This is a genomic window from Nocardioides sp. ChNu-153 (assembly GCF_030466625.1).
Classification (GTDB): Bacteria; Actinomycetota; Actinomycetes; order Propionibacteriales; family Nocardioidaceae; genus Nocardioides.
In genome coordinates this window covers 139,493-163,558 of the sequence record NZ_JADEVT010000001.1, presented here as the reverse complement: position 1 = coordinate 163,558, position 24,066 = coordinate 139,493, and the positions used below count along the sequence as shown (strand labels likewise).

24 protein-coding genes and 2 tRNA genes are annotated in these 24,066 nt (G+C 75.0%); 5 read left to right on the top strand and 21 right to left on the bottom strand.

The genetic code is table 11. The features are described 5' to 3' along the window. Nucleotides 1-2: 2 nt before the first annotated feature. From INN71_RS00775 to INN71_RS00705, 15 genes are all read right to left on the bottom strand, one after another. Nucleotides 3-395 carry a MaoC/PaaZ C-terminal domain-containing protein gene (locus INN71_RS00775; protein ID WP_277497504.1) on the bottom strand — a complete coding sequence of 131 codons (393 nt, stop codon included), beginning with the start codon at nt 393-395 and terminating at the stop codon, nt 3-5. 20 nt (nt 396-415) lie between these two features. Further along, nucleotides 416-820, bottom strand: a complete 405-nt coding sequence (locus INN71_RS00770; protein ID WP_277497353.1) for a MaoC family dehydratase N-terminal domain-containing protein — start codon at nt 818-820, stop codon at nt 416-418. A 99-nt stretch (nt 821-919) separates the two neighbouring features. Further along, entirely contained in the window at nt 920-1,090 is a 171-nt protein-coding gene (rpmG, locus tag INN71_RS00765; RefSeq protein ID WP_277497354.1) for a 50S ribosomal protein L33, read from the bottom strand. A 51-nt stretch (nt 1,091-1,141) separates the two neighbouring features. Next, nucleotides 1,142-1,215 (bottom strand) — tRNA-Met (locus INN71_RS00760). Nucleotides 1,216-1,274: 59 nt separating this feature from the next. Next, nucleotides 1,275-1,347: transfer RNA gene (locus tag INN71_RS00755), tRNA-Thr, on the bottom strand. Nucleotides 1,348-1,528: 181 nt separating this feature from the next. Next, a complete protein-coding gene (locus INN71_RS00750) occupies nt 1,529-3,841 on the bottom strand; it encodes a PQQ-dependent sugar dehydrogenase (RefSeq protein ID WP_277497355.1) in 2,313 nt (770 codons plus the stop codon). 153 nt (nt 3,842-3,994) lie between these two features. Then, the gene (locus INN71_RS00745) at nt 3,995-4,714 is read right to left on the bottom strand and encodes a hypothetical protein (RefSeq protein ID WP_277497356.1); all 720 of its coding nucleotides are present in this window, start codon (nt 4,712-4,714) and stop codon (nt 3,995-3,997) included. A 55-nt stretch (nt 4,715-4,769) separates the two neighbouring features. Then, the gene (locus tag INN71_RS00740) at nt 4,770-5,678 is read right to left on the bottom strand and encodes a sugar phosphate isomerase/epimerase (protein ID WP_277497357.1); all 909 of its coding nucleotides are present in this window, start codon (nt 5,676-5,678) and stop codon (nt 4,770-4,772) included. Continuing rightward, on the bottom strand, nt 5,675-6,898 hold the full coding sequence (locus INN71_RS00735) for a dihydrodipicolinate synthase family protein (protein WP_277497358.1): 1,224 nt from the start codon (nt 6,896-6,898) through the stop codon (nt 5,675-5,677). Before INN71_RS00735 ends, INN71_RS00740 begins: the two co-directional genes overlap by 4 nt. After that, the gene (locus tag INN71_RS00730; RefSeq protein WP_277497359.1) at nt 6,895-8,055 is read right to left on the bottom strand and encodes a Gfo/Idh/MocA family protein; all 1,161 of its coding nucleotides are present in this window, start codon (nt 8,053-8,055) and stop codon (nt 6,895-6,897) included. The genes INN71_RS00735 and INN71_RS00730 overlap by 4 nt, the downstream gene beginning before the upstream one ends. 31 nt (nt 8,056-8,086) lie before the next feature. After that, nucleotides 8,087-8,890: an ABC transporter ATP-binding protein gene (locus tag INN71_RS00725; RefSeq protein WP_277497361.1), complete on the bottom strand. Its 804-nt coding sequence runs from the start codon at nt 8,888-8,890 to the stop codon at nt 8,087-8,089. Beyond that, entirely contained in the window at nt 8,883-9,662 is a 780-nt protein-coding gene (locus INN71_RS00720; protein ID WP_277497362.1) for an ABC transporter ATP-binding protein, read from the bottom strand. Before INN71_RS00720 ends, INN71_RS00725 begins: the two co-directional genes overlap by 8 nt. Beyond that, complete coding sequence (locus tag INN71_RS00715) at nt 9,659-10,876, bottom strand: branched-chain amino acid ABC transporter permease (protein WP_277497363.1); 1,218 nt, start codon at nt 10,874-10,876, stop codon at nt 9,659-9,661. Before INN71_RS00715 ends, INN71_RS00720 begins: the two co-directional genes overlap by 4 nt. Continuing rightward, on the bottom strand, nt 10,860-11,744 hold the full coding sequence (locus tag INN71_RS00710) for a branched-chain amino acid ABC transporter permease (protein ID WP_277497364.1): 885 nt from the start codon (nt 11,742-11,744) through the stop codon (nt 10,860-10,862). Before INN71_RS00710 ends, INN71_RS00715 begins: the two co-directional genes overlap by 17 nt. A 7-nt stretch (nt 11,745-11,751) precedes the next feature. Continuing rightward, nucleotides 11,752-12,999 (bottom strand): amino acid ABC transporter substrate-binding protein, encoded by a 1,248-nt coding sequence (locus INN71_RS00705; RefSeq protein WP_277497365.1) that lies wholly within the window; start codon nt 12,997-12,999, stop codon nt 11,752-11,754. 125 nt (nt 13,000-13,124) lie between these two features. On the opposite strand from INN71_RS00705, the gene INN71_RS00700 reads away from it, so the two are divergent. Both INN71_RS00700 and INN71_RS00695 read left to right on the top strand, forming a co-directional pair. After that, nucleotides 13,125-14,261, top strand: a complete 1,137-nt coding sequence (locus tag INN71_RS00700) for a LacI family DNA-binding transcriptional regulator (RefSeq protein WP_277497366.1) — start codon at nt 13,125-13,127, stop codon at nt 14,259-14,261. Beyond that, a complete protein-coding gene (locus INN71_RS00695) occupies nt 14,258-15,580 on the top strand; it encodes a glycerate kinase (RefSeq protein WP_277497367.1) in 1,323 nt (440 codons plus the stop codon). The genes INN71_RS00700 and INN71_RS00695 overlap by 4 nt, the downstream gene beginning before the upstream one ends. Before the next feature lie 12 nt (nt 15,581-15,592). Here the strand turns inward: INN71_RS00695 and INN71_RS00690 are convergent, their stop codons facing one another. Genes INN71_RS00690 through INN71_RS00680 form a run of 3 tightly spaced genes read right to left on the bottom strand, consistent with a single transcriptional unit; the run spans nt 15,593 to nt 18,208 of the window. Further along, nucleotides 15,593-16,996 (bottom strand): amidase, encoded by a 1,404-nt coding sequence (locus INN71_RS00690; RefSeq protein ID WP_277497368.1) that lies wholly within the window; start codon nt 16,994-16,996, stop codon nt 15,593-15,595. 58 nt (nt 16,997-17,054) lie between these two features. Then, nucleotides 17,055-17,783, bottom strand: coding sequence for an LrgB family protein (locus INN71_RS00685; protein WP_277497369.1), 729 nt, complete (start codon nt 17,781-17,783; stop codon nt 17,055-17,057). Next, a complete protein-coding gene (locus INN71_RS00680; RefSeq protein WP_277497370.1) occupies nt 17,780-18,208 on the bottom strand; it encodes a CidA/LrgA family protein in 429 nt (142 codons plus the stop codon). The genes INN71_RS00685 and INN71_RS00680 overlap by 4 nt, the downstream gene beginning before the upstream one ends. A gap of 70 nt (nt 18,209-18,278) precedes the next feature. Between INN71_RS00680 and INN71_RS00675 the strand changes: the two genes are divergently transcribed. Continuing rightward, a complete protein-coding gene (locus INN71_RS00675; protein ID WP_277497371.1) occupies nt 18,279-18,638 on the top strand; it encodes a hypothetical protein in 360 nt (119 codons plus the stop codon). Here the strand turns inward: INN71_RS00675 and INN71_RS00670 are convergent. Both INN71_RS00670 and INN71_RS00665 read right to left on the bottom strand, forming a co-directional pair. Next, the gene (locus tag INN71_RS00670) at nt 18,623-19,273 is read right to left on the bottom strand and encodes a DNA-3-methyladenine glycosylase I (RefSeq protein WP_277497372.1); all 651 of its coding nucleotides are present in this window, start codon (nt 19,271-19,273) and stop codon (nt 18,623-18,625) included. The two genes, INN71_RS00675 and INN71_RS00670, sit on opposite strands and share 16 nt — an antisense overlap. Next, nucleotides 19,270-20,274 carry a pirin family protein gene (locus tag INN71_RS00665; RefSeq protein ID WP_301799213.1) on the bottom strand — a complete coding sequence of 335 codons (1,005 nt, stop codon included), beginning with the start codon at nt 20,272-20,274 and terminating at the stop codon, nt 19,270-19,272. The genes INN71_RS00670 and INN71_RS00665 overlap by 4 nt, the downstream gene beginning before the upstream one ends. Before the next feature lie 120 nt (nt 20,275-20,394). On the opposite strand from INN71_RS00665, the gene INN71_RS00660 reads away from it, so the two are divergent. After that, nucleotides 20,395-21,519, top strand: a complete 1,125-nt coding sequence (locus INN71_RS00660; RefSeq protein WP_277497374.1) for a glycosyltransferase — start codon at nt 20,395-20,397, stop codon at nt 21,517-21,519. 68 nt (nt 21,520-21,587) lie between these two features. Beyond that, nucleotides 21,588-22,295, top strand: coding sequence for a hypothetical protein (locus INN71_RS00655; protein WP_277497375.1), 708 nt, complete (start codon nt 21,588-21,590; stop codon nt 22,293-22,295). Between the two features lie 29 nt (nt 22,296-22,324). Here the strand turns inward: INN71_RS00655 and INN71_RS00650 are convergent, their stop codons facing one another. Next, nucleotides 22,325-23,962 carry a cell wall metabolism sensor histidine kinase WalK gene (locus INN71_RS00650; protein WP_277497376.1) on the bottom strand — a complete coding sequence of 546 codons (1,638 nt, stop codon included), beginning with the start codon at nt 23,960-23,962 and terminating at the stop codon, nt 22,325-22,327. Nucleotides 23,963-24,066 lie beyond the last annotated feature (104 nt).

Below are 24,066 nucleotides of genomic sequence, written 5' to 3'. Positions count from 1 at the left end.
GGTCAGGCACGGACGACCGCCCGGGGGTTGCCGAGCACCTTGGTGCCCCCGCAGGTGACCTCGAGCGCCAGGTGCGCCAGGCCGTCCTCGACGGAGCGCACGGTGCCGGCCAAGACGACCTCGACGCCCGTGTCGTCGTCGGGCACGACGACCGGGTTCGTGAACTTGGCGCCGAGCTCGACGACCTCGGCGCCGTCGGTCCACTCGGCGACGGCGCGGGCCGCGAGGGCCTGGGTGAACATGCCGTGGGCGATGACGCCGGGCAGGCCGACCGCGGCCGCCACGCGGTCGGACCAGTGGATCGGGTTGCGGTCGCCGCTCGCCCCGGCGTAGCGGACCAGGTCGGCGCGGGTGACGGCGTACGTGCGGGCCTCCAGCACCTGCCCGGCCGCCAGGCCGGCGCTGGGCGAGGCGCTCACGCGGCACCGCCCCGGTGCACGAGGACGGCGCTCGTCGAGCACACCGCGACGCCGTCCGCGTCGGTGACGTCGCTGCGGGTGCCGATGATGTCGTTGCCGCCGATCTGACGCAGGGACGCGACCGTCAGGGCCGTGGTGAGCACGTCGCCGACCACCAGCGGACGCGCGTAGGCGAACTTCTGCTCGCCGTGGACGATGCGGGACAGGTCGACGCCGACCTCGTCGAGGAAGTCGTTCATGGCGGCGAAGGCCAGCACGATGGGGAACGTCGCGGGCACCTGCCCGCCGGGGGTGTACGGCGTGCCGCTCGCGGCGGCGAACTCCGCCACCCTCTCCTCGCTGACGCGGTACGGGCTGGTCGCGGGGAACGTGCGCCCCACCAGCGTGCTGTCCAGGCTCATGCGTCTCACGCTAGCGGTTACCGCCGGGTCCCCCGCGAACGGCGAGACGGCCGCCCCCCGGTGCGGGGAGCGGCCGTCTCGAGCCGAGCGGTGGGACCGTCAGCGGGTCTCGCGGTGGCCCGTGTGCGTCCGGCAGCGGGGGCAGAACTTCTTCAGCTCCATGCGGTCGGGGTCGTTGCGACGGTTCTTCTTGGTGATGTAGTTGCGCTCCTTGCAGTCCACGCACGCAAGCGTGATCTTGGGGCGAACGTCGGAGCTCTTGGAGGCCACGGGTGAAGTCCTTCTGGTCGTTGCTGCGTCGTGTTGCTGCGTCAGGTCTTGTAGCGGGAGCGGGACTTGAACCCGCGACACCACGATTATGAGTCGTGTGCTCTAACCACCTGAGCTACCCCGCCATTCCGGGCGGAGGGCTCCCGGGTCCGGTCGCACGACCGGACCCGGGAATCCAACCCAGAGCCCCTTTACGGAATCGAACCGTAGACCTTCTCCTTACCATGGAGACGCTCTGCCGACTGAGCTAAAGGGGCAAGCGACGAGGAAGCATACACACGCGGGTCGGGAACGAGAAATCGACTCCGGATGCCCTCGCGACAGCGTCGTACGACGCCCTCACCAGGCACTTTCCTACCACGCGCACGTCCGCCCCGCGCAGTCGGCCCGGGGTCTCCGCGCCTCCCGCACGGGGCGGACGCTCAGGTGCTCAGCGCGTCACCGCGAGATGCGGTAGCGCGCGTACTGCGCCGCGACCTCGCCGGGGCGGATGGCCCGGTCGAGGAACACGAGCTCGTCCATGCGGCAGTTGCACGGGTTCTGCTCGCGGGTGTTCTGCGGGTACGAGCCGCCGATCTTCAGGCCGCGCGGCAGCGTCGGGCTGGTGCCCGTGCCGTCGACCTGCCACGGGTCGCCCGTGGCCGTGTACGACGCCCGCAGCGGCAGCCCGTTGCGGTGGAGCCGCATCTCGCCCGTCGTGTAGTCGAACGTCGCCGCCAGGTGCACCCAGGTGTCCGCCGGCAGGATCGTGCGCCAGTCGGCGTGGGCCGCGAGGGTCTTGGAGGCGCCGTCGTCGAGGCGACGGCCGAGGGCGACCAGCTTGAGCTGCCCGTCCACGTTGATGAGCTCCAGCAGCGCGCGGACGCCGTGGCCGTCCGAGTTGCCGCTCAGCACCCCGGCGAGGCCGACCGCGTTGTAGCGGTCGTCCGGCGCGGGCGTGTTCGAGTTCAGCAGCGGGTACTGGTCCCCGCTCATCTTGAACCAGCCCATCACGGTGATCTGCTCGGCACCGGCGAACCGGTCGAGGCTCGCGACGCCGTTCGGGTCGTAGACCCCGGCCCGCCAGTCGTCGTTGCCCGCCTGGGCGGGGTTCACCTGCTGCGTCTGCAGCGACGAGATGCTGCCGCCGAAGGCCGGGTCGAGCACCCGCTGCCGCTTGCCCCCGTTGACCAGGTTGAGCAGCGTGCCCGACGCGCCCGCGTCCTCCTCCCGGGTGCCGTCGACCGCGAGCGGGTGCTCGAAGTCGTAGCGCGCCACCACGTCGTCGGCGACCGACGGCGAGACCGGGTCGACGCGCGGCGCGATCTTCGTGCCGACGACCTTCCAGACCTTGCCGTTCGCCTTCGCCAGCAGGTAGAGCTCGCCGGCGGAGTCGGTGCCGAAGCGCAGGTCGACGCGGGTGTCGCCCGCGAGGTCGGTCATGCGCAGGCGGCGGCCCGACGTGTCGAACAGCTGCATCTCGTTGAGGTCGGCCTCACGGTCGCGCTCCTGGCGCATCTGGTCGGCCCGGGCCCAGTAGACGCGGCCGTCGACGATGTCACCGAAGACGTACTTGCCGCGCAGGTGCGGCAGGCGACCGCGGTAGACGTAGCCGCCACCGATCGCGTGGCCCGAGTCGGCCGCGCACGGCCAGCCGGCCGGCGGGTCGTGGTCGTACGCGATGACCGGGTAGGTGTAGCCGTGCTGCTCGTCGTCCTCGGGCAGCGGGTAGAGGGCGCACTCGTCGGCCGGGTCGAACGTGAAGCGGCCCTCGCGCTCGCTCCAGCCGAAGTTGTCGCCGGGGCGGACCTCGTACACGGCCTCGATCGCGCGCTGGCCGATGTGGCCGAGGTACATCCGGTGCGGCCGCGCGCTGTCCCACGAGAAGCGGTGCGGGTCGCGCATGCCGAGGGCGTAGATCTCGCCGATCCACCCCTCCTGGCCGACGAACGGGTTGTCGGCGGGCACGCCGTACTGGCCGTTGGGGCCGTTCGTGCCCGTCGGGTCGATCCGCAGGATCTTCCCGTACGGCGTCGCCGGGTCCTGCGGGACGTCGGTGCCCAGGGCGGCGCCACCGTCGCCCACCGCGAGGTAGAGCAGGCCGTAGTCGGCGCTGCCCGGCCGGGCCGTCGGGTTGAAGTCGATCTGCTGGATCGCGTGGATCTGGGAGAAGAACCCGAGGCGCATGACCTCGCGCCGGGTGCCGGTGAAGGTGTCGGCCGTCGGGTCCTCGGCGGTCCACTCCGTGACCACCGAGTGCGAGAACTCGCGGCTCTGGCCCGGGTAGGTCAGCGGCTTGGTGCCGATGGCCCCGAACTGCTCGCTGTGGACCGTGTAGAAGACCCCGTTGGTCTCGAACTCCGGGTGGAAGGTCGCGAAGCCGAAGCCCGTCCCCATGCCGCGGCCCGAGAAGAAGTCGGGGAACTGCGCCCGCACGTCGAGGTAGACCTGCTCCTCGCCGTCCTCGAGGAAGTAGAGCGGGCCGTTGAGGTCGGGCACGAACTGGCGGCCGGAGCCGTCGGGCACGTCGCCGATGTGGTTGATGCGCGCGTGGCGCTGGAGGCGGTAGTCGGTCGCGGGCGGGACCGTCTCGGTCCGGGGGAACTGGTGGTGCTCCTCCAGCACGAGGCCCAGGGCGGCCTGCGCGGGGTCGTTCGGCACGGGGTCGGCGATCCGGTCGTCGGTCCCGGCCCCGGCGCTGGTCGTGGGGCCGATCAGCCCCACGACCAGCGCGGTGGCCGCGGCTGCGGCCCACCTTCGGGTACTTCTCATCGGACGTGCTCCTCGTCTCCCCCGCGTTACCGTGGGGGTGGTTGATGAAACCGCTGCCGGTGGCCGCCGGCAGCCGCGCCGTCCCCGACCCCTCGGGCCGGGGGCGGCGTGCTCGGTGGGCGCCGCCCGGGGTCCCCGGTGCGGCGCGGGCGCTCAGACCGCGACGGTCCCGAGCGCGACGAGACCGCGGACGCGGCCGTGGTTGTCGAACGACCCGAAGCCGATCCGCCCGCCCGTGAAGGTGCGGTCGGTGGCGGTCAGCAGCGGCTCGCGCGCGCCGTCGAGGCGCACGGCGATGCGGCCGGTGCGGGCGTCGAAGCCCAGGTGCACGCGGTGCCAGTCGGTGTCGTCGATGGCCGGGGGTGCACCCACGGTGCCGTCCCACTGGTCGTCGATGCGCAGGCGGTCAGCGTCGTCGACGCGGAACAGCCCGTTGTGGGGGTAGATCGTGTTGTCCTGCGACAGGTGCGCGTAGTGGAAGCGCGTCGGGGACGTGTAGTTCCACACGAGCACGACGTCGCGGTCGTCGCGGGTGACGGGCTCGTCGATGCGCACCTCGGCCGTCAGCTGGAACGACGACAGGGCGGGGCCGCGGGTCACCACGGCGTACTCGAAGGGGCGGCGGGGGCCGCTCGGCGCCGTGCCGCGCTCGACGAGCACGACGTCGCGGCCGGTGAAGGCCCACTTGGCGGGGGTGACGGGTGCCCAGTCGCCCGCGCGGGCCCGGGGCCGCACGAGGGCGGTACGGCGGCGCCCGCCCCCCGCGGCGGCGGGGGCGGCGAGGGGCCCCGCCACCGCCCCGGCCGCCAGGGCGACCGGGGCGAGGAGGGCGGTGCGACGGCGTACGACGGTGGACGCGCTGCGACCGTTCATGGTGGTCCTTCCCGAGAGGAACCCCGCCGGACCCGACCGGCGGGGGTGGAGCGGTTCAGGCCAGGTGGGGCTCCACGAGCTCCACGTAGCGGCGCGCGAGGGTGGCCACGACCTCGTCACCAGGGGCGGCCCACAAGTCCGCGTTGAAGATCTCCACCTCGACGTCGCCGGTGTAGCCGGTCGCGGCCACCGCGGCGGTGAACGAGGCGAAGTCCACGTGCCCGTCGCCGACCATGCCCCGCGACAGCAGGGCGTCGGGCGGCAGCGGCGTGATCCAGTCCGCGAGCTGGTACGACGCCACGCGGTCCCCCGCGCGGGCCACCTGCGCCAGCACGTCGGGCTCCCACCACAGGTGGAACGTGTCGACCACGACGCCGACGGCGTCCACCGGGTGCTGCTCGGCGAGGTCGAGGGCCTGCGCGAGCGTCGAGACGACGCCGCGGTCGGCCGCGAAGATGGGGTGCATCGGCTCGATCCCGAGCCGCACCCCCCGGGCCTGCGCCTCGGGCACCAGGGCGGCGACCGCCTCGGCGGCCCGGCCCCGGGCGCCCGCGAGGTCGCGGTCGCCGTCGGGGAGCCCGCCGGGCACCAGGACGAGCACCGGCGCGCCGAGCGCGGCGGTCTCGTCGAGCGCCCGGAGGTTCTCGTCGTGGGCCGCCCGCGCGGTGGCCGCGGGTCCGGTGAAGAAGCCCCCGCGGCAGACCGAGGAGACGCGCAGGCCGGCGTCGGAGACCATCCGCACGGCCTTCTCGAGACCCACCTCGGCGACGGGCTCGCGCCACACGCCGATGGACGGGAGCCCGGCCGCGACGCAGCCCTCGACCGCCTCGGCCAGCGACCACGACGCCGTGGTGCGCTGGTTGAGCGAGAGCCGCGCCAGGCGCGGGTCCCCCGGCTCCGGGGTGGGCACGCGGGCGGGGGCGCCCTGGGGCTGGTCGACGGGCTGGGCGAGGGGCGCGCTCATCCCTCGACCCCCAGCACCCCGGCGAGCTCGGTCCAGCGCGCCGCGGCGAGCTCCGGGTCGCGGAGCAGGCCGGCGGCGTCCGCCAGCTCGACGACGCGACCCAGGTGCACCGCGTCGCGCCCCGCCTGCAGGCCGGCGAGCATCGTGAAGCCGCGCTGATGGCCGTTGAGCCAGGCGAGGAACGCGATGCCCGTCTTGTAGTGGAACGTCGGCGCCTCGAACAGGTGGCGCGAGAGCGGCAGCGTCGGGGCCATCGCCGCGTCGTACGTCGCGAGGTCCCCCGCGTCGAGGGCGGTCAGGGCCGCCGACGCGGCCGGGGCGACGGCGGCGAACGCGCCGAGCAGCGCGTCGGAGTGGTGCGTGCCGTCGCCGCGGATGAGCTCGGGGTAGTTGAAGTCGTCGCCCGTGTAGAGGCGCACGCCGGCGGGGAGCGCGGCCCGCAGGCCCCGCTCGTGCTCGGCGGAGAGCAGCGAGACCTTGACCCCGTCGATCTTCGCCGCGTGCTCGCGCACGACGGCCAGGAAGGTGGCGGTGGCCTCGTCGACGTCGCCGCTGCCCCAGTAGCCGGCCAGCAGCGGGTCGAACGCCTCCCCCAGCCAGTGCAGGACGACGGGCTCGGAGACCTGCTCGAGGATCCGGCCGTAGACGTGGGCGTAGTCGGCGGCGTCGCGGGCGACGGCAGCCATCTGGCGCGAGGCCATCACGATGACCTGCGAGCCGCAGTCCTCGACGTGCGCGACCTGCTCGAGGTAGGCCTCGAGCACCTCGTCGGGCGTCGTCAGCACGCCCCGGTGGTCGGTGCCGGCGCCGGAGGCGATGCGGGCCCCGACGGAGCGCGCCTGCGCCGCGGAGCGTCGTACCAGCTCCTGGGTGCCGGCCCAGTCCAGGCCCATGTTGCGCTGCGCGGTGTCCATCGCCTCGGCCACGCCGAAGCCGTAGCGGAACAGCTCGTGGCGGAAGGCCAGTGTCGCGTCCCAGTCGATGGCGGCGGGCGCACCGGGGGTGTTGTCGCCGAACGGGTCCGCGACCACGTGCGCGGCCGCGAACACCTCCCGGCTGGCGTAGCGGCCCGGGTGGTCGACCCAGGCGCCGGGGGCGCCCAGGCGCAGGGCGTGCAGCGTGCCGTCCCGGCGCGGCACCCGCACGAGCGGACCGTCCGTCCTCTCCCCCGCGGAGAGCGTCGTGCCCGGCTCGGCGAGCGTCGTCGTGCTCGAGGTCACGAGGTCCTCGTCTCCATCACCACGCGACGGCCCTCGCGCGACGAGGTGAGCCCGGCGTCGACGAGCTCGAGGCCGCGGACCGCCGACATGAAGCCGTAGGGGTGCGGACGACCGAGGTGCACGTCGAGCAGGTACTCCTCCCACTGCGCGCGGAAGCCGTTGGAGAAGACCTGGTTGTCCGGCACCTCGTCCCACTGCGCGCGGAAGTCGATGTCGGTCGGCAGGTCGGGGTTCCACACCGGCTTCGGCGTGCGCTCCCGGGGCTGGATGCGGCAGCCGAAGAGGCCGGCGACCGCCGAGCCGTGGGTGCCGTCGACGTGGAACTCGACGAGCTCCTTGCGCTCCACACGGGTGGCCCACGAGGAGTTCATCGACACGATGGTGTCGCCGATCTCGAAGATGCCGTACGCCGCGTCGTCGGCCGTCGCGTCGTACCGCTCCCCTCGCTCGTCCCAGCGCTCGGGGACGTGCGTGACCGCCTTCGCCATGACGGCGTCCACGCGGCCGAAGAGGTGCTCGAAGACGTAGTTCCAGTGGCAGAACATGTCGAGGACCATGCCGCCGCCGTCCTGCGCCCGGTAGTTCCAGCTCGGGCGCTGCGCGGGCTGCCAGTCGCCCTCGAAGACCCAGTAGCCGAACTCGCCGCGCACCGACAGCACGCGGCCGAAGAAGCCGCCGTCGATGAGGCGCTTCAGCTTCACCAGGCCCGGCAGGTAGATCTTGTCGTGCACGACGCCGTTGATCGTGCCGGCCGCGGAGCCGGCCTCCGCGATCTCGAGGCCCTCCTCGACGCTCTCGGCCAGCGGCTTCTCGGTGTAGACGTGCTTGCCGGCGGCGAGCGCCTTGAGGATCGCCTTCTTGCGCTCGGAGGTGACCTGCGCGTCGAAGTAGATCGCCGCGGTGTCGTCGGCGGTGTCGTCGGCGATGGCCTCGTCGAGGTCCGTGGTCCAGTCGGCCACGTCGTGCTGCGCGGCCAGCGTGCGCAGCTTGTCGGCGTTGCGCCCGACCAGGATCGGCTCGACCTGGATGCGGTCGCCGTCGGGCAGCTCGATGCCCCCCTCGTCGCGGATCGCGAGCACGGAGCGCAGCAGGTGCTGGCGGTAGCCCATGCGGCCGGTGACGCCGTTCATGATGATGCGCTGGGTGTGGACGGTCATTCGTCTCTACTTCCTGCTGGGTTCGGGGAGGTCAGGCGCCGGCGGACACCGCGGGCCGGCCGCCGAGGTACAGCTCGGCGAGGCGCGGGTCGGCCAGGAGCTCCGGCGCGGGACCGGTGATGTGGACGCGGCCCAGGTCGAGGACGCAGCCGATGTCGGCCGTCTCGAGGGCCCGGCGGGCGTTCTGCTCCACCAGGAGCACCGCGATGCCCGCGTCGCGCATGCGCACGATCTGCTCGAACATGGCCGTGGTGCGCTTCGGGTCGAGGCCCATGCTGGGCTCGTCGAGCAGGACGACCTTCGGGCTGACCATGAGCGAGCGGGCGAACTCCACCTGCTTCTGCTGGCCGCCCGAGAGCGAGCCGGCCAGGTCGCCCCAGCGCTCGGCGACGATCGGGAAGAGCGTCTTGACGAAGTCGGTGCGCTCGGCGATCAGCTTCTTGTCGCGCACCGTGTAGGCGCCGAGGCCCACGTTCTCCGCGACCGTCATCTCCTTGAAGACCGAGTGGCCCTGGAGCACGTGCGACAGGCCCGACCGGATCATGTCCTGGGCGCCGTTGCGGGTGACGTCCTGGCCGTCGACCAGGATCTTGCCGGAGCGCGGGGTGAGCATGCCGCTGGCGACCTTGAGCACCGTCGACTTGCCGGCGCCGTTGGGGCCGACGAGGCACACGATGGTGGCCGCGGGCACCCGCACGGTGAGCCCGCGCAGCACCAGGGCGGCCCGGCCGTAGCCGGCCTCGACGTCGACGAGCTCGAGCAGCGGGCGCTCGGCGGGGGTGCCGCCCGCGGCTCCCGCGGTGGCGGGAGCGGCGTGGCGGGGGGCGTCAGACACCAAGGTAGGCCTCCAGGACTCGTGGGTCGTTCTGGACGACGGAGGGCGGGCCCTCCGCGATGGGGCGGCCACGGTCGAAGACGACGACGTGGTCGGACAGGCTCATGACCATGTCCATGTTGTGCTCGACGATGACGAAGGTGCGGCCCTCGGCGTTGAGCTCGCGCACGAGCGTGCCGATGCGGCCGATGAGCGCCGGGTTCACGCCGCCGGCCGGCTCGTCGAGCATGATCGTGTCGGGGTCGACCATCAGCACGCCGGCGAGCTCGAGGAGCTTCTGCTGGCCGTAGGAGATGTCCCGGGCCTCGGAGGACTCGAGGTGGTCGATGCCGACCCGGCGCAGCAGCTCGCGCGCCTTGGCGATGTCGTCACCGTTGCGGGCACCGCCCATGCGGTGCAGCACCGACGGCGAGCGCACGCCGACGAGCATGTTCTCCAGCACCGTGAGCCGCGGGAAGATCCGGCACAGCTGGAAGCTGCGGCCGATGCCGGCGGCGGCGATGCGGTGCGGCGGCTTGCCCGTGATGTCGTTGCCGCCCAGCGTGACCTTCCCGCTGTCGGGCTTGATCATCCCGGTGACGCAGTTGAAGAACGTCGTCTTGCCGGAGCCGTTGGGCCCGATGAGGGCGTTGATCTTGCCGCGGTGGAAGGTGACGTCGGCGCCGTCGACGGCACGGACGCCGCCGAAGCTCTTCGTCAGGCCGCGCGTCTCGAGCGACGGCTCGGTGGTGGCGGTGGCGGTGGCGCCGCCGACGGGGGCGGTGCTGGTCATCGCTGCTCCTCTCGGGGCGGGACGGTCGCGAGGTCGCGCTCGGCGTCGGTGGCACCGGGGCCGGAGCCGGCCGGCGTGGCCGTGCCCTCCGGCGTACCGGTCCCGCCGTCGAGGCGACGGTTGTGCTCGAGCAGGTCCTCGGCGGTCATCTCGCGGATGGAGGTGCGCTTCTCCGGGCGCAGCCGGTCGACCAGCGCCCCCACCGCGGGGAGGATCCCGTCGGGCATGAAGAGCACGACCAGCGCGAGCAGCAGGCCCAGGGCGACGAGGTGGAACTGGGAGTCGCCGTAGTGGACCTTGAAGAACTCCAGCGAGTAGCCCACGACCACGGCGCCGAGCACCGGGCCCATGAGGCTGCGCAGGCCGCCGAGCAGGCTCATCAGCACCATGTAGGACCCGATGAGGATGGAGAACTGGAAGATCGGGTCGAGGTAGCCGAACCACAGCGCGTAGAGGCCGCCGGCGACCGCCGTGAAGAAGGCGGAGATGACGAAGACCGTCAGCTTGTAGCCACCGGTCGGGACGCCGAGCGCCTGCGCCTTGTCCTCGTCCTCCCGGATCGCCTTGAGGCCCATCCCGAAGCGCGAGCGGTCGATGGCCCACCACAGGGCGAGCGCGACCACGACGAAGGCGACGTGGATGTAGAAGAACCGCTCGTGCTGCTCGGGGCGCAGCACGTCCTCGCCGAAGGGCCGCGGGACCCGCAGGCCCTGGGCACCGCCGGTCAGCGACGCCCACGACTGGGCGACCAGCAGCAGGATGAGCACCAGCGCGATCGAGACGATCACGAAGGAGGCGCCGCGCACCCGCAGCGACGCGATGCCGATCGGCACCGCCAGCACCGCGACGAGCAGGCCGCCGCCGATGAGCGCGACCCAGGGGTTCAGGTCGGCGCGGGTGATGAACAGCGCCGTCGCGTAGCCGCCGAGGCCCGAGTACGCCGCGTGGCCGAGCGAGATGTAGCCGGTGAAGCCGCCGACGAAGTTCCACGACACGGCGAGCGCCGCGTAGCTGGCGATGACGACGCCCACCGAGAGGATGAACGGGTCCGCGGCCATCTGCGGGAAGACGAGCACGAGGGCGCCGACGACGACCAGCAGCGCGATCTTGCCGCCGAGGAGCGTGGTGTCGAAGCGGGAGCGGCGCTCCGTGGCGCCGCCGGGGGCGGCGCCGGCCGGCGCGGCACCCGTGGTGGTGTCAGAAGCGCTGGGCAAGACGACCTCCGAAGAATCCCTGGGGACGGACGAGGAGCGTGGCGAAGAGCGCGATGTAGAAGACCGTCTGCGCCCACGTGGTCCCCATGGGGATCTGCAGCAGGCTCTGGCCCACGCCGAGCAGCAGGGCGGCGATCGCCGCGCCCGGGATGCTGCCCAGGCCGCCGACGACGATGATCGCCATGAGCGGGCCGATCCAGTGCCAGTGCAGCGAGGGGTAGATGGTCGAGTCCAGCGCGAGCGCCGTGCCGCCGATCGCGGCGGTGGCGAGGCCCAGGCCGAAGCCGAAGCCCGCGATGCGGTCGGTGTTGACGCCGAGCAGCCGGGCCGCCTCGGGGTGCTGGATCGTGGCGCGCAGCGCCTGGCCGAAGCGGGTGAGCTTGAGCAGGGCGAAGAGCGCGACGAGCGCGGCGGCCGCCAGGGCGAACGCGATCAGCTTGACCACTGCGATGTGGGCGCCGAACACCTCGACGCTCGACCCCGAGTAGCCGAGGTTGATGCGGCGCTGCGTGCCGGTGAAGAAGAAGCCGAGCAGGCCCTCGATGGTCAGGGCGATCGCGAAGGTCAGCAGCACCGACATCATCGTCAGCGTCGCCGGGCGCAGGCGGGAGATGAGCCCGCGCTGCAGGAGGTAGCCGACCACGAAGAACAGCGGCACGGTCACCACCAGAGACAGGAGCGGGTCGAGCCCGGTCTCGCGGTGGAAGAACCACGCGAGGTAGGCCGCGAGGATGAGGAACGCCGAGTGGGCGATCATCACGACCCGCATCACGCCGAAGTAGAGGGTCAGGCCGGCGGCGAGGAGGGCGTAGAGACCACCGAGCAGGACGCCGAGGACGAGGGTCTGGAGGAGCAGGGATGCGGACACCGTCGCCTCACCACGCCGGCTTCGGGAAGAGGAAGTCGGCCTCGGCCTGCTCGGTCGGCATCACGATGCGGATCTCGCCGTCGACGTACTGCTGGATGAGGTGCGCGCTCTGCGGGCGACCCTGCGCGTCCCACGTGAGCGGGCCGACGACCGTGTCGACCTCGTTCTCGCGCAGGTGGTCGATGAGGCTCTGCTGGCACTCCGGCGACGGGTCGGCGCAGTCGGCGCCCTCCACCGCGGCCGCGACGACCTCGCCCGTCGTCCAGGCGTTCGCCTCGTCCTCGCTCGGCGCGTGGCCGTGCTTCTCGGTGAAGAACTCGACGAACTCCTGGTTCTCCGGGAACGCCGCCTCGGGGGTGTACCCGGTCGGCGAGACGATGCCGTCGACCTTGTCGCCGATGGCGGCCGGGAACTCGGGGTTGGTCGGCGCCGTGGAGAAGGCGGCCAGGTCCGGCTGGTAGCCGAGCTGCTGCAGCGACACGATGAGGTTGACCGCGTCCTGGTACTGCGTGCCGCCGACGACCATGTCGGCGTCAGAGTCGGCGATCTGCGCCGCGATGTTGGAGAAGTCGGTGGTGTTCGGCGGGTAGACCTCGTCGACCACGGTCTCGACGCCGGCCGCGGCCAGCTTGTCGCGCAGGCCGTAGGCGGTGCCCTGGGCGAACGGGTCGTCCATCGTCGCGTACGCCGCGGTCTTGGGCCGCTGGTCCTCCGGCATCGCCAGGATGTGCTCGGCGAGCAGGTTGTAGTGGTCGTCCGCGACCGCCGGGGCCGCGTAGAACAGGTTGTCGAAGCCCTGCTCGAAGACCTCGTCCGCGGCGCCGGCCGGCTCCACGAAGAGGAAGCCGTAGTCCTGCGCCACCTGGGCGGCGGGCACCACGAGGCGGGTGGAGAAGGGGCCGAAGATCAGGTCGGCGCCTTCCTGGTTGATGAGCCGCTCGTAGTCGGACGCCACGCGGTCGGCGTTGGACTGGTCGTCGAGGATGACCAGCCGCACCTGCTTGCCGAGCAGGCCGCCGTTCTCGTTCGTGTAGTCCGCCCACGCCTCGTAGCCGCGCTGGACGCCCTTGCCCGGCTCGCTGAAGTCGCCGGTGAGCGGGAGCGAGATGCCGATGACGATCTCGTCGTCGCCGCCCTCGCTGCCGGCGCCCCCGCCGAGCCCGCAGCCCGCGACGACACTCGCGAGTGCGACGCAGGCCGTGGCGGCGACGCCCGTGCGTCGCGGGGTGGGTCGCCTCGTCGGTCCAAGCCTCATGGTCGTGCTGCCCTTCGTCGATGAAAGCGCTTACGTAAGCGCTTCCGGTAAGGTAGGCGGAGCACGCTGCTTGTGGCAAGGGTCACAATCGACGAATTCTCGAGAACGGTCCCGGAGGTGGACGCATGGCGGGCAAGGAGGGCGGGCCCCGGCTCATCGACGTCGCGCAGGCGGCCGGCGTCTCGATCGCCACCGCGTCGCGGGCCCTGGCCGGCACCCCCGGCGTGCGTCCGGCGGTGGCCGAGGCGGTGCGCCGGCACGCGGACGAGCTGGGGTACGTCGCGAACGTGCACGCCCGCACGCTGGCGGGCGGGCACAACCGCACCGTGGGCCTGGTGGTCCACGAGATCGGCGACCCCTACTTCTCCGAGATCGCGAGCGGCCTCCTGCGCCTCGCCGACGCCGAGGGGCTGTCCCTCCAGGTCTGCCACACCGGCCGCGACCCCGAGGCCGAGCTGCGCCACGTCCGCACCCTGGCCGCCCACCGGGTCGCCGCGATCGTCGTCTCCGGCTCGGGCTTCGTCGACCCCGAGGTGGAGCTGCCCATCCGCCGCGAGCTGGAGCGGTACGCCGAGAAGGGCGGCCGCGTCGCCGTCATCGGGCGCCACCACCTCGGCTCCGACGCCGTCATCCCGCCCAACGGCACCGGCGGCCGGGCCGTCGCGGAGCACCTCCTCGGCCTGGGGCACCGCCGGCTCGCCATCGTGACCGGCTCCCCCTCGCTGACGACCATCGCCGACCGCATGGGCGGCGTCCACGCGGCCCTCGCCGACGCGGGCGTCGACCCGGCCTCGGTCCCCGTCATCGAGGCGGCGTTCACCCGCGACGGTGGCCGCGAGTGCGCCCGCCGCGTGCTCGCCGAGCACCCCGACACCACCGCCGTGCTCGCCCTCAACGACGACATGGCGATCGGCTGCCTGTCGGTGCTCCGCGAGGCGGGCGTCTCCGTGCCGGGCCGCATGTCCGTGACGGGCTTCGACGACGTCGCCGTGGCGATGGACCTGAGCCCCGCGCTCACGACGTACAAGCTGCCGATGGCCCAGATGGGGGAGGACGCGTTGATGCTCGCGCTGAAGGAACCGACCACCCGGCCCCGCCGGCACCCCGTCGCGGGCCGGCTCGTCGTGCGCGGGTCGACCGCCGCGGCGCCGGCCCCGGCCGTCGCCCCCAGCACGGCGACCGGCGCGACGAGCAGCACGGCGAGCAGCACGGCGAGCAGCACGACGACCGGCCGGCGGGCGAGCGCGGCGGCCGCCCGGTGAGCGCGGCGCACGGCGCGCCCCGCGTCGTCCTGGCCAGCGACAAGTTCAAGGGGTCGCTCACCGCGACGGACGTGGCCGACGCCCTCGAGACCGGTCTGCGCCGCCGGTGGGCCGAGCTGGCCGCCGCCGGCGAGGTGCCCGCGGGCGTCGAGCCGGAGGTGAGCCGCGTGCCGGTGGCCGACGGCGGCGACGGCACGCTCGACGCCGTGCTGAGCGCCGGTTTCCAGCGGGTTCCCGTGACGGTGACCGGCCCGCTGGGCGACCCCGTCGACACCGCGTGGGCGCGCCGCGGCGACCACGCCGTCGTCGAGCTCGCGGACTGCTCGGGCCTGCTCCGGCTGCCCGGGGGGCCCACGAGCGACACCGCGCTGGCCGCGGCGACCACCGGCACCGGCGAGGCCGTCGCCGCCGCCCTCGCCGCCGGGTGCCGCGAGGTGCTGCTCGGCCTCGGCGGGAGCAGCTCGACCGACGGCGGGGCCGGGCTGCTGCTCGGCCTCGGCGCCGGGCTCGGCACGGCGCTGGGCACCGTGCTGCGGGCCGGGCCGGACGCCCCGCCCGACCTGCTCGGCGCCGGCCTGGGGACGGCGGAGCTGCTCGGCGCGAGCGCCGCGGTGGACGGCGTCGCGCTGCGGGCGGCGACCCACGTCGACCTGGTGCCGGTGCGCGCGCTGCTCGACGGCCGGCGGCTCGTGCTCGCGACCGACGTCGACAACCCGCTCCTCGGCCCCGACGGGGCCGCCGCGACCTACGGTCCCCAGAAGGGCGCCACCCCCGACGACGTCGACCGCCTCGAGCGCGAGCTCGTCCGCTGGGCCCACGTGCTCGACGTCGCCGCCGGGCTCTCCGGCAGCGCGCTGGTGCCGGGCGCCGGGGCCGCCGGCGGCACGGGGTACGGCGCGATCGCCGGCGCCGGGGCGACCGTGGCCTCCGGCGTGGAGGCGGTGCTCGGGCTCGTCGGGTTCGACGACGTGGTCGCCGGGGCCGACCTCGTCGTCACCGGCGAGGGCTCGCTCGACGAGCAGTCGCTCCACGGCAAGGCGCCCGTCGGGGTGCTCGCGGCGGCGACGCGGGCCGGCGTACCGACCCTCGCGGTCTGCGGGCGCACCACGCTGGACCCTGCGACGCTCGCCGCGACCGGCTTCGCCGCGGTCCACGCCGTCGCCGACCTGCAGCCCGACCCCGCCCGCGCGATGGGCGAGGCCGCGGCGTACGTCGAGGTGCTCGGCGCCCGGGTGGCCGACGCCCTGGCCGGCCGGCTCCTGGCCCGCGTGGCCGGGCGCCTGGGCGACGTCGCGGACGCGGTCGACCCGGCCTCCTGACCGGGCCCCCGCCTAGGCCTCGTGGAGGTGGCGCCAGGGCCGGGCGTCCTCCAGCTCGAGGGCCAGGCCCAGCAGGAGCGCCTCGCGCCCGCGCGCGGCGCTGAACATCATCCCCAGCGGCAGGCCGTCGGCGTCGGTGGCGAGCGGCAGGGAGATCGCGGGGTCGCCGGTGGCGTTCTGCAGGGGCGTGAACGCCACCCACTCCATGAGCCGCTCGATGACCGTCTCGAACGGCTGGGTGGGGTCGAGGTGGCCCACGAGCGGGGTCGGCCCCGCCACCGTCGGGGTGAGCACCACGTCGTGCTCGGCGAAGAGCCGGGCCGTGACGCGGTGCGACGCCGACAGCCGCGCGATCGCCCGCGGCAGCCGGTGGACGCGCCGGGCCGAGTACCGGGCGAGCCCGAGCGTCAGGTTGTCGAGCCGGGTGGGGTCCCACTGCTGCCGGGTGAACCGGCCGGTGCGCACGAGGTAGGTCGACAGGAACCCCCAGTAGAGGAGGAAGTCGTCCTTGAACCACGCCGGCACGGGCGGGGTGTCGAGCTCGGTGACGTGGTGGCCCAGGCTCTCCAGCAGCCGGGCGACCTCGAGGGTCCGCTCCCGCACCTCGGGGGTGGCCCCGCCGTCGACCGACGTCGTCACCACCGCGACGCGCAGCCGCGCGTGACCGGGGCGCGTCACGTCCCCGACCGGGGGCAGGCGCAGGTTGCGGTAGACCTTCTCGGCCTCCCGCAGGTACGCCGCGGTGTCGCGCACGCTGCGGGTCACGACCCCGTCGGCGACGATGCGCACCGGCATGCCGCGGTGCACCTCGTCCTGGGCGAACCGGTCGCGGGTGGGCTTGAGGCCGACGAGCCCGCAGGCGCCCGCCGGGATGCGGATCGAGCCGCCGCCGTCGTTCGCGTGCGCGATCGGCACGACGCCCGCCGCGACGAACGCGGCCGAGCCGGCCGACGAGGCGCCCGCCGTGTGGTCGGTGCTCCACGGGTTGCGGACCGCGCCGAGGCGCGGGTGCTCCGCGGCGGCCGAGAACCCGAACTCGGACAGCTGCGTCTTGCCCAGCGGCAGGAGGCCGGTCGCGCCGTACATGCGGAAGAAGTCGCCGTCGGCCGCCTTCGGCGCCGACACGTAGGCGTCGCAGCCGTCCTGGGTGGGCAGCCCGCGCACGTCGACGTTGTCCTTCACGAACGTGGGCACGCCGGAGAAGAAGCCCGCCCGCGGCGCCCGCGCCTCGGCGCGGGCGCGCTCGAAGGCCTCGTGCGCCAGACCGTTCAGCGCGCCGTCCACCCGCTCGCAGCGCTCGATGGCGGCGTCGACCACCTCGGGGACCGACACCCGGCCGGCGGCCAGCTGCTCGACGAGCCCGACGGCGTCCAGGGTGCCGAGGGCGTCGTCGCCGAAGGCGTGCACATGTGTCATGCGGCGTGAGGCTACTGGCGGGTCACCCCGGGCGGAATCCCCCGCGCGGCCCCCGCCCTCACAGCACGCGCAGCAGCAGCGGCAGGGCGACCGCGGTCGTGAACGCGGTCAGCCCCATCGCCAGGCCGGCGAACGCCCCCTCCTCCGGGTCGTCGGCCAGCGAGCGCGAGGTGCCGATCCCGTGGGAGACCGTGCCCATGGCGACGCCCCGGGCGTGGGGGTGGCGCACCCGGGCGAGGGTGAGCAGCCACGGGCCGAGCACGGCGGAGACGATGCCGACGGCGATGGTGAGCACGGCGGTGAGCGCCACGATCCCGCCGGCGTCGGCCGAGAGCACGATCGACACCGGCGTCGTCGCGGCCTTCGGCGCCATCGTCGTCGCCAGCTCGTCGTCGCCGCCCAGGAGGCGCACGACGCCGTACCCCAGCACGATGGAGAGCACCACCCCGAGCGGGATGGCGACGAGCAGCGGCAGCAGGAGCCGACGCAGGTGGTGGGCCTGGCGGTGCAGCGGGACGGCGAGCGCCACGGTCGCGGGGCCCAGGAGGAAGGCGACGAGGTCGCCGCCGCGGGAGTAGTCGGCGTACGACGTGCCCGTCGCCAGCAGCACGGCGCCGACGAGCACGACCGCGACCAGCACCGGCTGCGTCGCCGGGTGACGCCCGCAGCGGGCGTGCACCGCGCGCCCGACGCGGTAGCCGCCGAGCGTCAGCAGCACGCCGAGCAGCGGGGAGGTGCGCAGCCAGTCCGCGGTCTCCCCCGGCTGCCAGGCCAGCAGGAGCGTCACGACGCGCCCCTCCCCCGGTCGGGCCGCCGGCGCGGCAGCAGGAGCGCCACCACCCAGCCGACCACGACGAGCCCGACCGCCCACGACACCAGCAGGCCGCCGACGAGCGGGAGCGCCTCCGCGCGCACGACGGCCAGCACGGCGACGATGCCGACCCCCGCGGGGATGAACAGCAGCTGCAGGTGGGCCAGCAGCCCGTCGGCCGCGTGGAGCACCGCGCTCGACGGCCCGGGTCGCCGCACCTGCAGCACCACCAGCAGCCCGAGCATCCCGACGACCGCGCCCGGCACGGGCAGCCCGAGCGTCCGCACCACGACCTCGCCCGCGAGCCACGCGCCGACGAGCTGCAGCAGGCCGTCGAGGAAGGCGACCGACCCCGGCCGCGACGGCGGGGACGACGGGGAGGGGGAGGGGGGCCGGGACATGGCGGGCATTGAAGCACCGCGCCCGGACGGCGCGTGCCGGTGGGCGCGGGGGCGGCGCTACGGTGGCGGGGTGTCCTCGCAGCCCCCGGTGCCCCGCGCCCCCAGGAAGGCCAAGCACCTCATCGACTTCTCGAACCCGCCGGCGCCGCGCGCCGCGCAGGAGGCGGAGGCGCGCCTGAGCCGGGTGCAGCAGTGGGTGATGTCGGTGCTGACCGTGACGACGACCTCCCACCTCGCGGGCGGTCTCGTCGTCGCGGCCGCGGCCATCGACGGCCACCTCGACGCGCGCATCGGCCTCGTCGTCATCGCGGCCGCCGTGGGCGTCCTCGGCATGGTGGCGGGCCTGGCGATCCACCGGCGCTCGCCGGTCCACCCGCTCGTCCTGCTCGGGCTCCTGCCGGCGCTGATCGGCTGCTACTGGGTCTTCTGACCCGCACCGGCCGTACCGGCCCGCACGCCCCGGCGGTGGCACCCCAGCAGGTGGGTGTCGACGAGGCCCGTGGCCTCCATGAGCGCGTGCATCGTCGTCGGCCCCACGAACGTGAAGCCGCGCCGCTTCAGCGCCCGGCTCAGCGCGAGCGACCCCGGCGAGGTGGTCGGCACCTCGGCGGGCACCCGCGGCAGAGGCTGCTCCGCCGGTGCGTGCGACTCCAGCAGCGCGGCGAACGCGTCGGGCCCGTCCGCGCGCAGCGCGAGCACCGCGGCCGCGTTGCGGATGGTCGCGTCGACCTTCGCCCGGTTGCGCACGATGCGGGCGTCGGCGAGGAGCGCGGCGCGCTCGGTCGCGCCGTACCCGGCCACGACGGCGGCGTCGAAGCCCGCGAACACCTCGCGGAAGGCGTCGCGCTTGGCGAGGATCGTGGCCCAGGACAGCCCCGACTGGAACGCCTCGAGCGTGAGCCGCTCGAAGTACGCCGTCTCCCGTGCCCGGCCCGTGCCGGTCACGGCGACGCCCCACTCGGTGTCGTGGTAGGCCCGCATCGGGCCGGGAACGCCGGCCCAGGGGCAGCGCCGCACCCCGTCCTCGCCGAGGACGGTGCCGTCGGGCGGCGGGCCGTCGGTCACCGGCGCTCGCGCAGCCGCGCGTTCGGCAGCGGGGGCGCCGGGATGGGCGGCAGGTGGTCGTCGGGCACGACGCCGAAGCGGCCGTCGGCCACGTCCTGGGAGTCGGTCACGACGGCCGGGCCGCCGGCGGTGACCTGGGCCTGCCACGCCTCGCGGTAGGCCACGACCTCCTCGTGGGTGCGGCCCACGAAGTTCCACCACATGACGATCGCCTCGCCGAACGGCGGGCCGCCGAGCACCAGCACCCGCGCGCCCTCCGGACCCGCCACGAGCCGCAGGCTCTCGCGGCCGGGCGCGACGTACGCGAGGTCGGCCGGCGCCGCCGGCAGGCCCTCCACCGCGACCGCGCCGCGGTCGACGAGCACGCCGTGCTCGTAGGTCGGGTCCACGTCGAGCGGGAGGTCCGCGCCGGGCTCGAGCACCAGCTCGGCGCCGAGCAGCGGGGTGAAGGTCGCCACCGGCGAGGTGGAGCCGAGCAGCGAGCCCAGGAAGACGCGGGCCTCGACGCCCGGCGCCGTGACGAGCGGCGGCGCGTGGTGCTGGAAGGCGGGCGCGGTGTCGCGTTGCGCGTCGGGCAGCGCCACCCACAGCTGGGCGCCGTGCAGCGTCGTCGTGCCCGGCGTCGACACCTCCGAGTGGCTGATGCCGCGCCCCGCGGTCATGAGGTTGACCTCGCCGGGACGCACCATCGCGTGCGAGCCGACCGAGTCGCGGTGCTCGATCTCGCCGGTGAACAGCCAGGAGACGGTCTGCAGCCCCGTGTGCGGGTGCGGCGCGACGCTCATGCCGCCGGACTCCGCCACGAGGTCCGGGCCGTAGTGGTCGAGGAAGCACCAGGCGCCGATGAGGGAGCGCTGCCGCTGCGGGAGGGTGCGACGCACCAGCATCGCGCGGGGGCCGCCGAGCGGCACGTCGCGCGGCGTCAGGAGCTCGACGCCGGCGGGGGCGGCGCCGCCCGCGCGGCACTCGACCTCGTCGGGGCGGGTGTCCAGGTTGCTCATGGGGTCCATCCTCCCGCACCGGGCGGCCGCGCGGGCCGGACTGCACGGGTCCCGAGCCGCCACCTCGCGGCCACCGGGGCCTCGCCGCTCGTTCACACCGCCACGGCAGCGTCGTGCCGCGTGCGCATCGCTCAGCTCGCCAACTTCATCGGACCGGCCTCCGGCGGCATGAAGACGGCCGTCCAGGCCCTCGCCGAGGGGTACGTCGCGGCCGGTGCCCAGCGCCTCCTCGTCGTCCCCGGCCCCACCGACGCCCGCACGGAGACGCCCCTGGGCCCGGTGGTGCAGCTGCGGGCCCCCCGGGTGGGTGCGAGCTACCGCCTCATCGTCGAGCCGTGGCGGGTCACCGACGTGCTCGAGGAGTTCGCGCCCACGACCATCGAGGTCAACGACAAGTCGACGCTCCTGCCGGTCACCCGGTGGGCCCGCCGCAACGGCGTCGGCTCCGTGCTCTTCTCCCACGAGCGCCTCGACCACATGCTCTCGATGCGCACCGGGCTCGACACGAGCGTCCGCGTGCCCATCGGCATCTACAACCGCGTGCTGGTGCGCCAGTTCGACACCGTGGTGGTGACCTCGGGCTTCGCGCGCGCCGAGTTCCGGCTGGCCGCCGCGGGCGCCGGCTGTCCGCTCGTGCGGGTGCCGCTGGGGGTCGACCTCACGACGTTCCACCCGCGCACGACGCCGCGGGCGGACGGCGGGCCGCTGCGGCTCGTGCACGTCGGGCGCCTGTCGCGGGAGAAGTCGCCCCACCTCGCGGTCGCGACCGCCGTCGAGCTGCACCGCCGCGGCGTCGACGTGCGCCTCGACGTGTACGGCGACGGCCCCCACCTCGACGAGCTGCGCGCCATCGCGGGCCGGGCGCCCGTCACGTTCCACGGCCACGTCGCCGACCGGGCCCGGCTCGCGGCCCACGTGGCGGCCGCCGACGTCGCCCTGTCGGTCTGCCCCGGTGAGACCTTCGGGCTGGCGGTGCTCGAGGCGCTGGCCTGCGGCACGCCCGTCGTCACCGCGTCCGCGGGGGGCGCGCGGGAGCTCGTCGACGCCGGCTCGGGCGCCTGGGCGCCGCCGCGGCCCTCCGCCCTCGCCGAGGCCGTGCTCGCCGTCGCCGCCCGCCCCGAGGCCGAGCGCCGCGCCGGGGCGCGTCGCCGCGCCGAGCAGTTCCCGTGGTCGGCGACCGTCGAGCGGATGCTCGAGGTGCACGGCCGGCTCGACCCCGCCGGCCAGCGCCGCCTCGTCGCCTGACCCGTCCCCGCCTGACCCGTCCCCGCCTGACCCGTCCCGCCGCCCCGGCCCGTCGTAGCCTCGGGGCCGTGGACGACCTCTCCCCCGCCCTGGCCGGCATCGTCACGGCGCTCGTCGCGGACCCCTCCCCCGCGGGCCTCGCCGCGCTCGCCGACGTCGCCCGGCTCGGTCCCCTGCTGGGGGCGGTCGCGGTCGACGACCGCGCCCTGCCCGGGCTGCGCGGCACGACGCTGCCCCTCGTCCTCGTCACCACCGGCGGCGCCGCCCAGGTGGACGGCCCGCTGCGGCTGGCGGGGCGCCTCGACCTGCCCGTGGCCGGGCTGCGCACGACCGTGCGCGACCCCGGGGACCCCGCGGGCGCCGTACGACGGGTGCTCGCCGCCCTCGACCAGGCGCGGGCCGCGGGGCTGCTGGACGACGAGGTGCCGGTGACGCTGGTGCTGCCCGCCGAGGTCGGCGAGCACGGCGCGGGCGCGGCGCTCGACGAGATCGCCGCCGCCGAGCTGCACGTCGGCCTGACCGCGGACGACCCCGCCGCCTGGGTGCGGCTCGTCGACGCGGCGCTCGACCGCGAGGTTCCCGTCGAGACGGTCGGCGCGGGCGCCCCACCGCCGCTCGTCGTGCTGGCCGCGACGCGGGCCTGCCTCGACGGGGAGCCGTCGGTCGCCGAGCGGCTCCTGCGGGCGGCGGACGCCGACGCCGCGGGGGCGGCGTACGACGTCGCGACGCTGGAGCGCACGCGGCGCTGGTGCCCGCGGGTCGACGTCCGGGTCTGAGCGCACCGGCCCCTCGTGGGACGTCCGGGTCAGGCGGTCGGCAGCTCGACCGTGAACTGCGAGCCCACGCCGAGCTCGGAGGCGACCGCGACGTGGCCGCCCGCGCGCTCGGCGACGCTGCGCACGACGGCCAGCCCCAGCCCGGAGCCCGGCTGCGCGGCGGCGTCCGGGTCGCTGGAGCGGAAGAACTCGGCGAACACGTGCGGCACGTCGTGCGCGGCGATGCCGATGCCGGAGTCCTCCACGACGAGCCGGGCGACACCGTCGCCGGACTCCAGCCGCACGGCGACCCAGCCGCCGGCGGGGGTGTACTTCACCGCGTTCGCCACCAGGTTGGACACGAGCAGCGCCAGCTCGCCGGGGTCCGCCGCCACCCGGGCCGCCTCGACGGTGGTGAGCCCCACGCGCACGCCCCTCGCCGCGGCGGTCATCCGCACGTCGTCCACGGCGCCGCACACCACCGGCACGAGGTCGGCGGGCACCAGCGGCGCGGCGGGCGGGCCGTCGGCCCGCCCCACGACGAGGAGCCCGTCGACGAGCGCGCGGATGGAGCCGGCCGCCCGTCCGATGTACGCCGCGGCGTCGAGGTCGTCCGGGGTGCGGGGCGGGCCCATCAGCTCGAGCGCCGCGGTGATGGTCGCGAGCGGGGTGCGCAGCTCGTGGGCCAGCGTCGCCACGAGCCGGCTGCGGTAGCGGTCGACCTCGCGCAGCTCGGCCAGCGCCCGGCGCTCGGACTCCCGGGCGCGGACGGTCGCCACGGCCCGGCCCAGGTCGTGGCCGATGTCGAGGGCGGCCGAGCGGTCGGCCCCCGACCAGGCGGGGTCGTCGGCCGCGCGGAACAGCCCGACCAGACCGACGCAGGCGGCGCCGGCACCCATCGGCACCAGCAGCACGTCCTCCAGGCCCCGCGCGGCGAGCAGGCCGACCCAGTCGGCGAGCAGGTCGCGGTGCTCCTCCCCGAGCGGCAGCGCCCGCCCGGCCCGGACCTCGGTGGCGCGCACGTTCCACGTCTCCTGGCGGTCCCAGCAGCCCTGGAGCACGACGCGGACGGCGTCGGCGAGCGGGGCCGGCAGGCCGGGCAGCTCGTCGGGCAGCGCGTGGAAGGAGCCGATGCCCTCGGTCGAGCCGTAGATGCGGGTCTTGATGGCCCGTGCCCCCAGCCCGGTGAGGATGTCGGCCTCCGAGGCGACGACGACCTCGGCCGGCGCGTCGGAGGCGACGGCCGCCCGCACCACGTCGCGGGCGGCGCCGGCCAGGTGGGCGCGGACGGTGACGGTGCGCGCCTCCGCCTCCACCTCGAGCGCCCGTCCGGCGAGGGCGGCGCACCGGTCGAGCGGCGGGTCCACCGCGGGCGCCCCCTCGAGCCACAGCCAGCAGCGCTGCGCCCGGGTGGCGAGCGCGTGCAGCACCCCGGCGCCCGGTCCCCTCCCCCCGGCCGGCAGCGCCCCGCTGCGCACCGCGGCGAGCAGCTGCGCCTCCTCGGCCGGCCGGGGTGACCCGTCGCGCCCGAGCACCCGGGCGCCGTGCTCGTCGAGCACGACGAGGACCGTGGCGTGCGCCCCGGTGACGAGGCCCACCGCCGCGGCCGTCATGGCCCCGACCTGGTCGGTGACGGGGTCGGCGACGTGGTGACGCGTGGGGGCCAGCCCGGTCGCAGCCAGGTCCATGCGCGCACCTCCCTCCCGCCCGTCGACCGCCGTCCGTGGGCCTGCCCGGGCATCGTGGCACCGGGCGGGCCGCGCGGCGACGGGTTCGTCCGAACGGGCGGGGC

Bases quoted from the DNA above. Each gene is read 5' to 3' on its own strand.
- INN71_RS00650 (WP_277497376.1), bottom strand. From the start codon at position 23,962: ATGGACCTGGCTGCGACCGGGCTGGCCCCCACGCGTCACCACGTCGCC.
- INN71_RS00690 (WP_277497368.1), bottom strand. From the start codon at position 16,996: ATGACACATGTGCACGCCTTCGGCGACGACGCCCTCGGCACCCTGGAC.
- INN71_RS00750 (WP_277497355.1), bottom strand. From the start codon at position 3,841: ATGAGAAGTACCCGAAGGTGGGCCGCAGCCGCGGCCACCGCGCTGGTC.
- INN71_RS00680 (WP_277497370.1), bottom strand. From the start codon at position 18,208: ATGTCCCGGCCCCCCTCCCCCTCCCCGTCGTCCCCGCCGTCGCGGCCG.
- INN71_RS00740 (WP_277497357.1), bottom strand. From the start codon at position 5,678: ATGAGCGCGCCCCTCGCCCAGCCCGTCGACCAGCCCCAGGGCGCCCCC.
- INN71_RS00720 (WP_277497362.1), bottom strand. From the start codon at position 9,662: ATGACCAGCACCGCCCCCGTCGGCGGCGCCACCGCCACCGCCACCACC.
- INN71_RS00705 (WP_277497365.1), bottom strand. From the start codon at position 12,999: ATGAGGCTTGGACCGACGAGGCGACCCACCCCGCGACGCACGGGCGTC.
- INN71_RS00665 (WP_301799213.1), bottom strand. From the start codon at position 20,274: ATGAGCAACCTGGACACCCGCCCCGACGAGGTCGAGTGCCGCGCGGGC.
- INN71_RS00730 (WP_277497359.1), bottom strand. From the start codon at position 8,055: ATGACCGTCCACACCCAGCGCATCATCATGAACGGCGTCACCGGCCGC.
- INN71_RS00700 (WP_277497366.1), top strand. From the start codon at position 13,125: ATGGCGGGCAAGGAGGGCGGGCCCCGGCTCATCGACGTCGCGCAGGCG.
- INN71_RS00770 (WP_277497353.1), bottom strand. From the start codon at position 820: ATGAGCCTGGACAGCACGCTGGTGGGGCGCACGTTCCCCGCGACCAGC.
- INN71_RS00745 (WP_277497356.1), bottom strand. From the start codon at position 4,714: ATGAACGGTCGCAGCGCGTCCACCGTCGTACGCCGTCGCACCGCCCTC.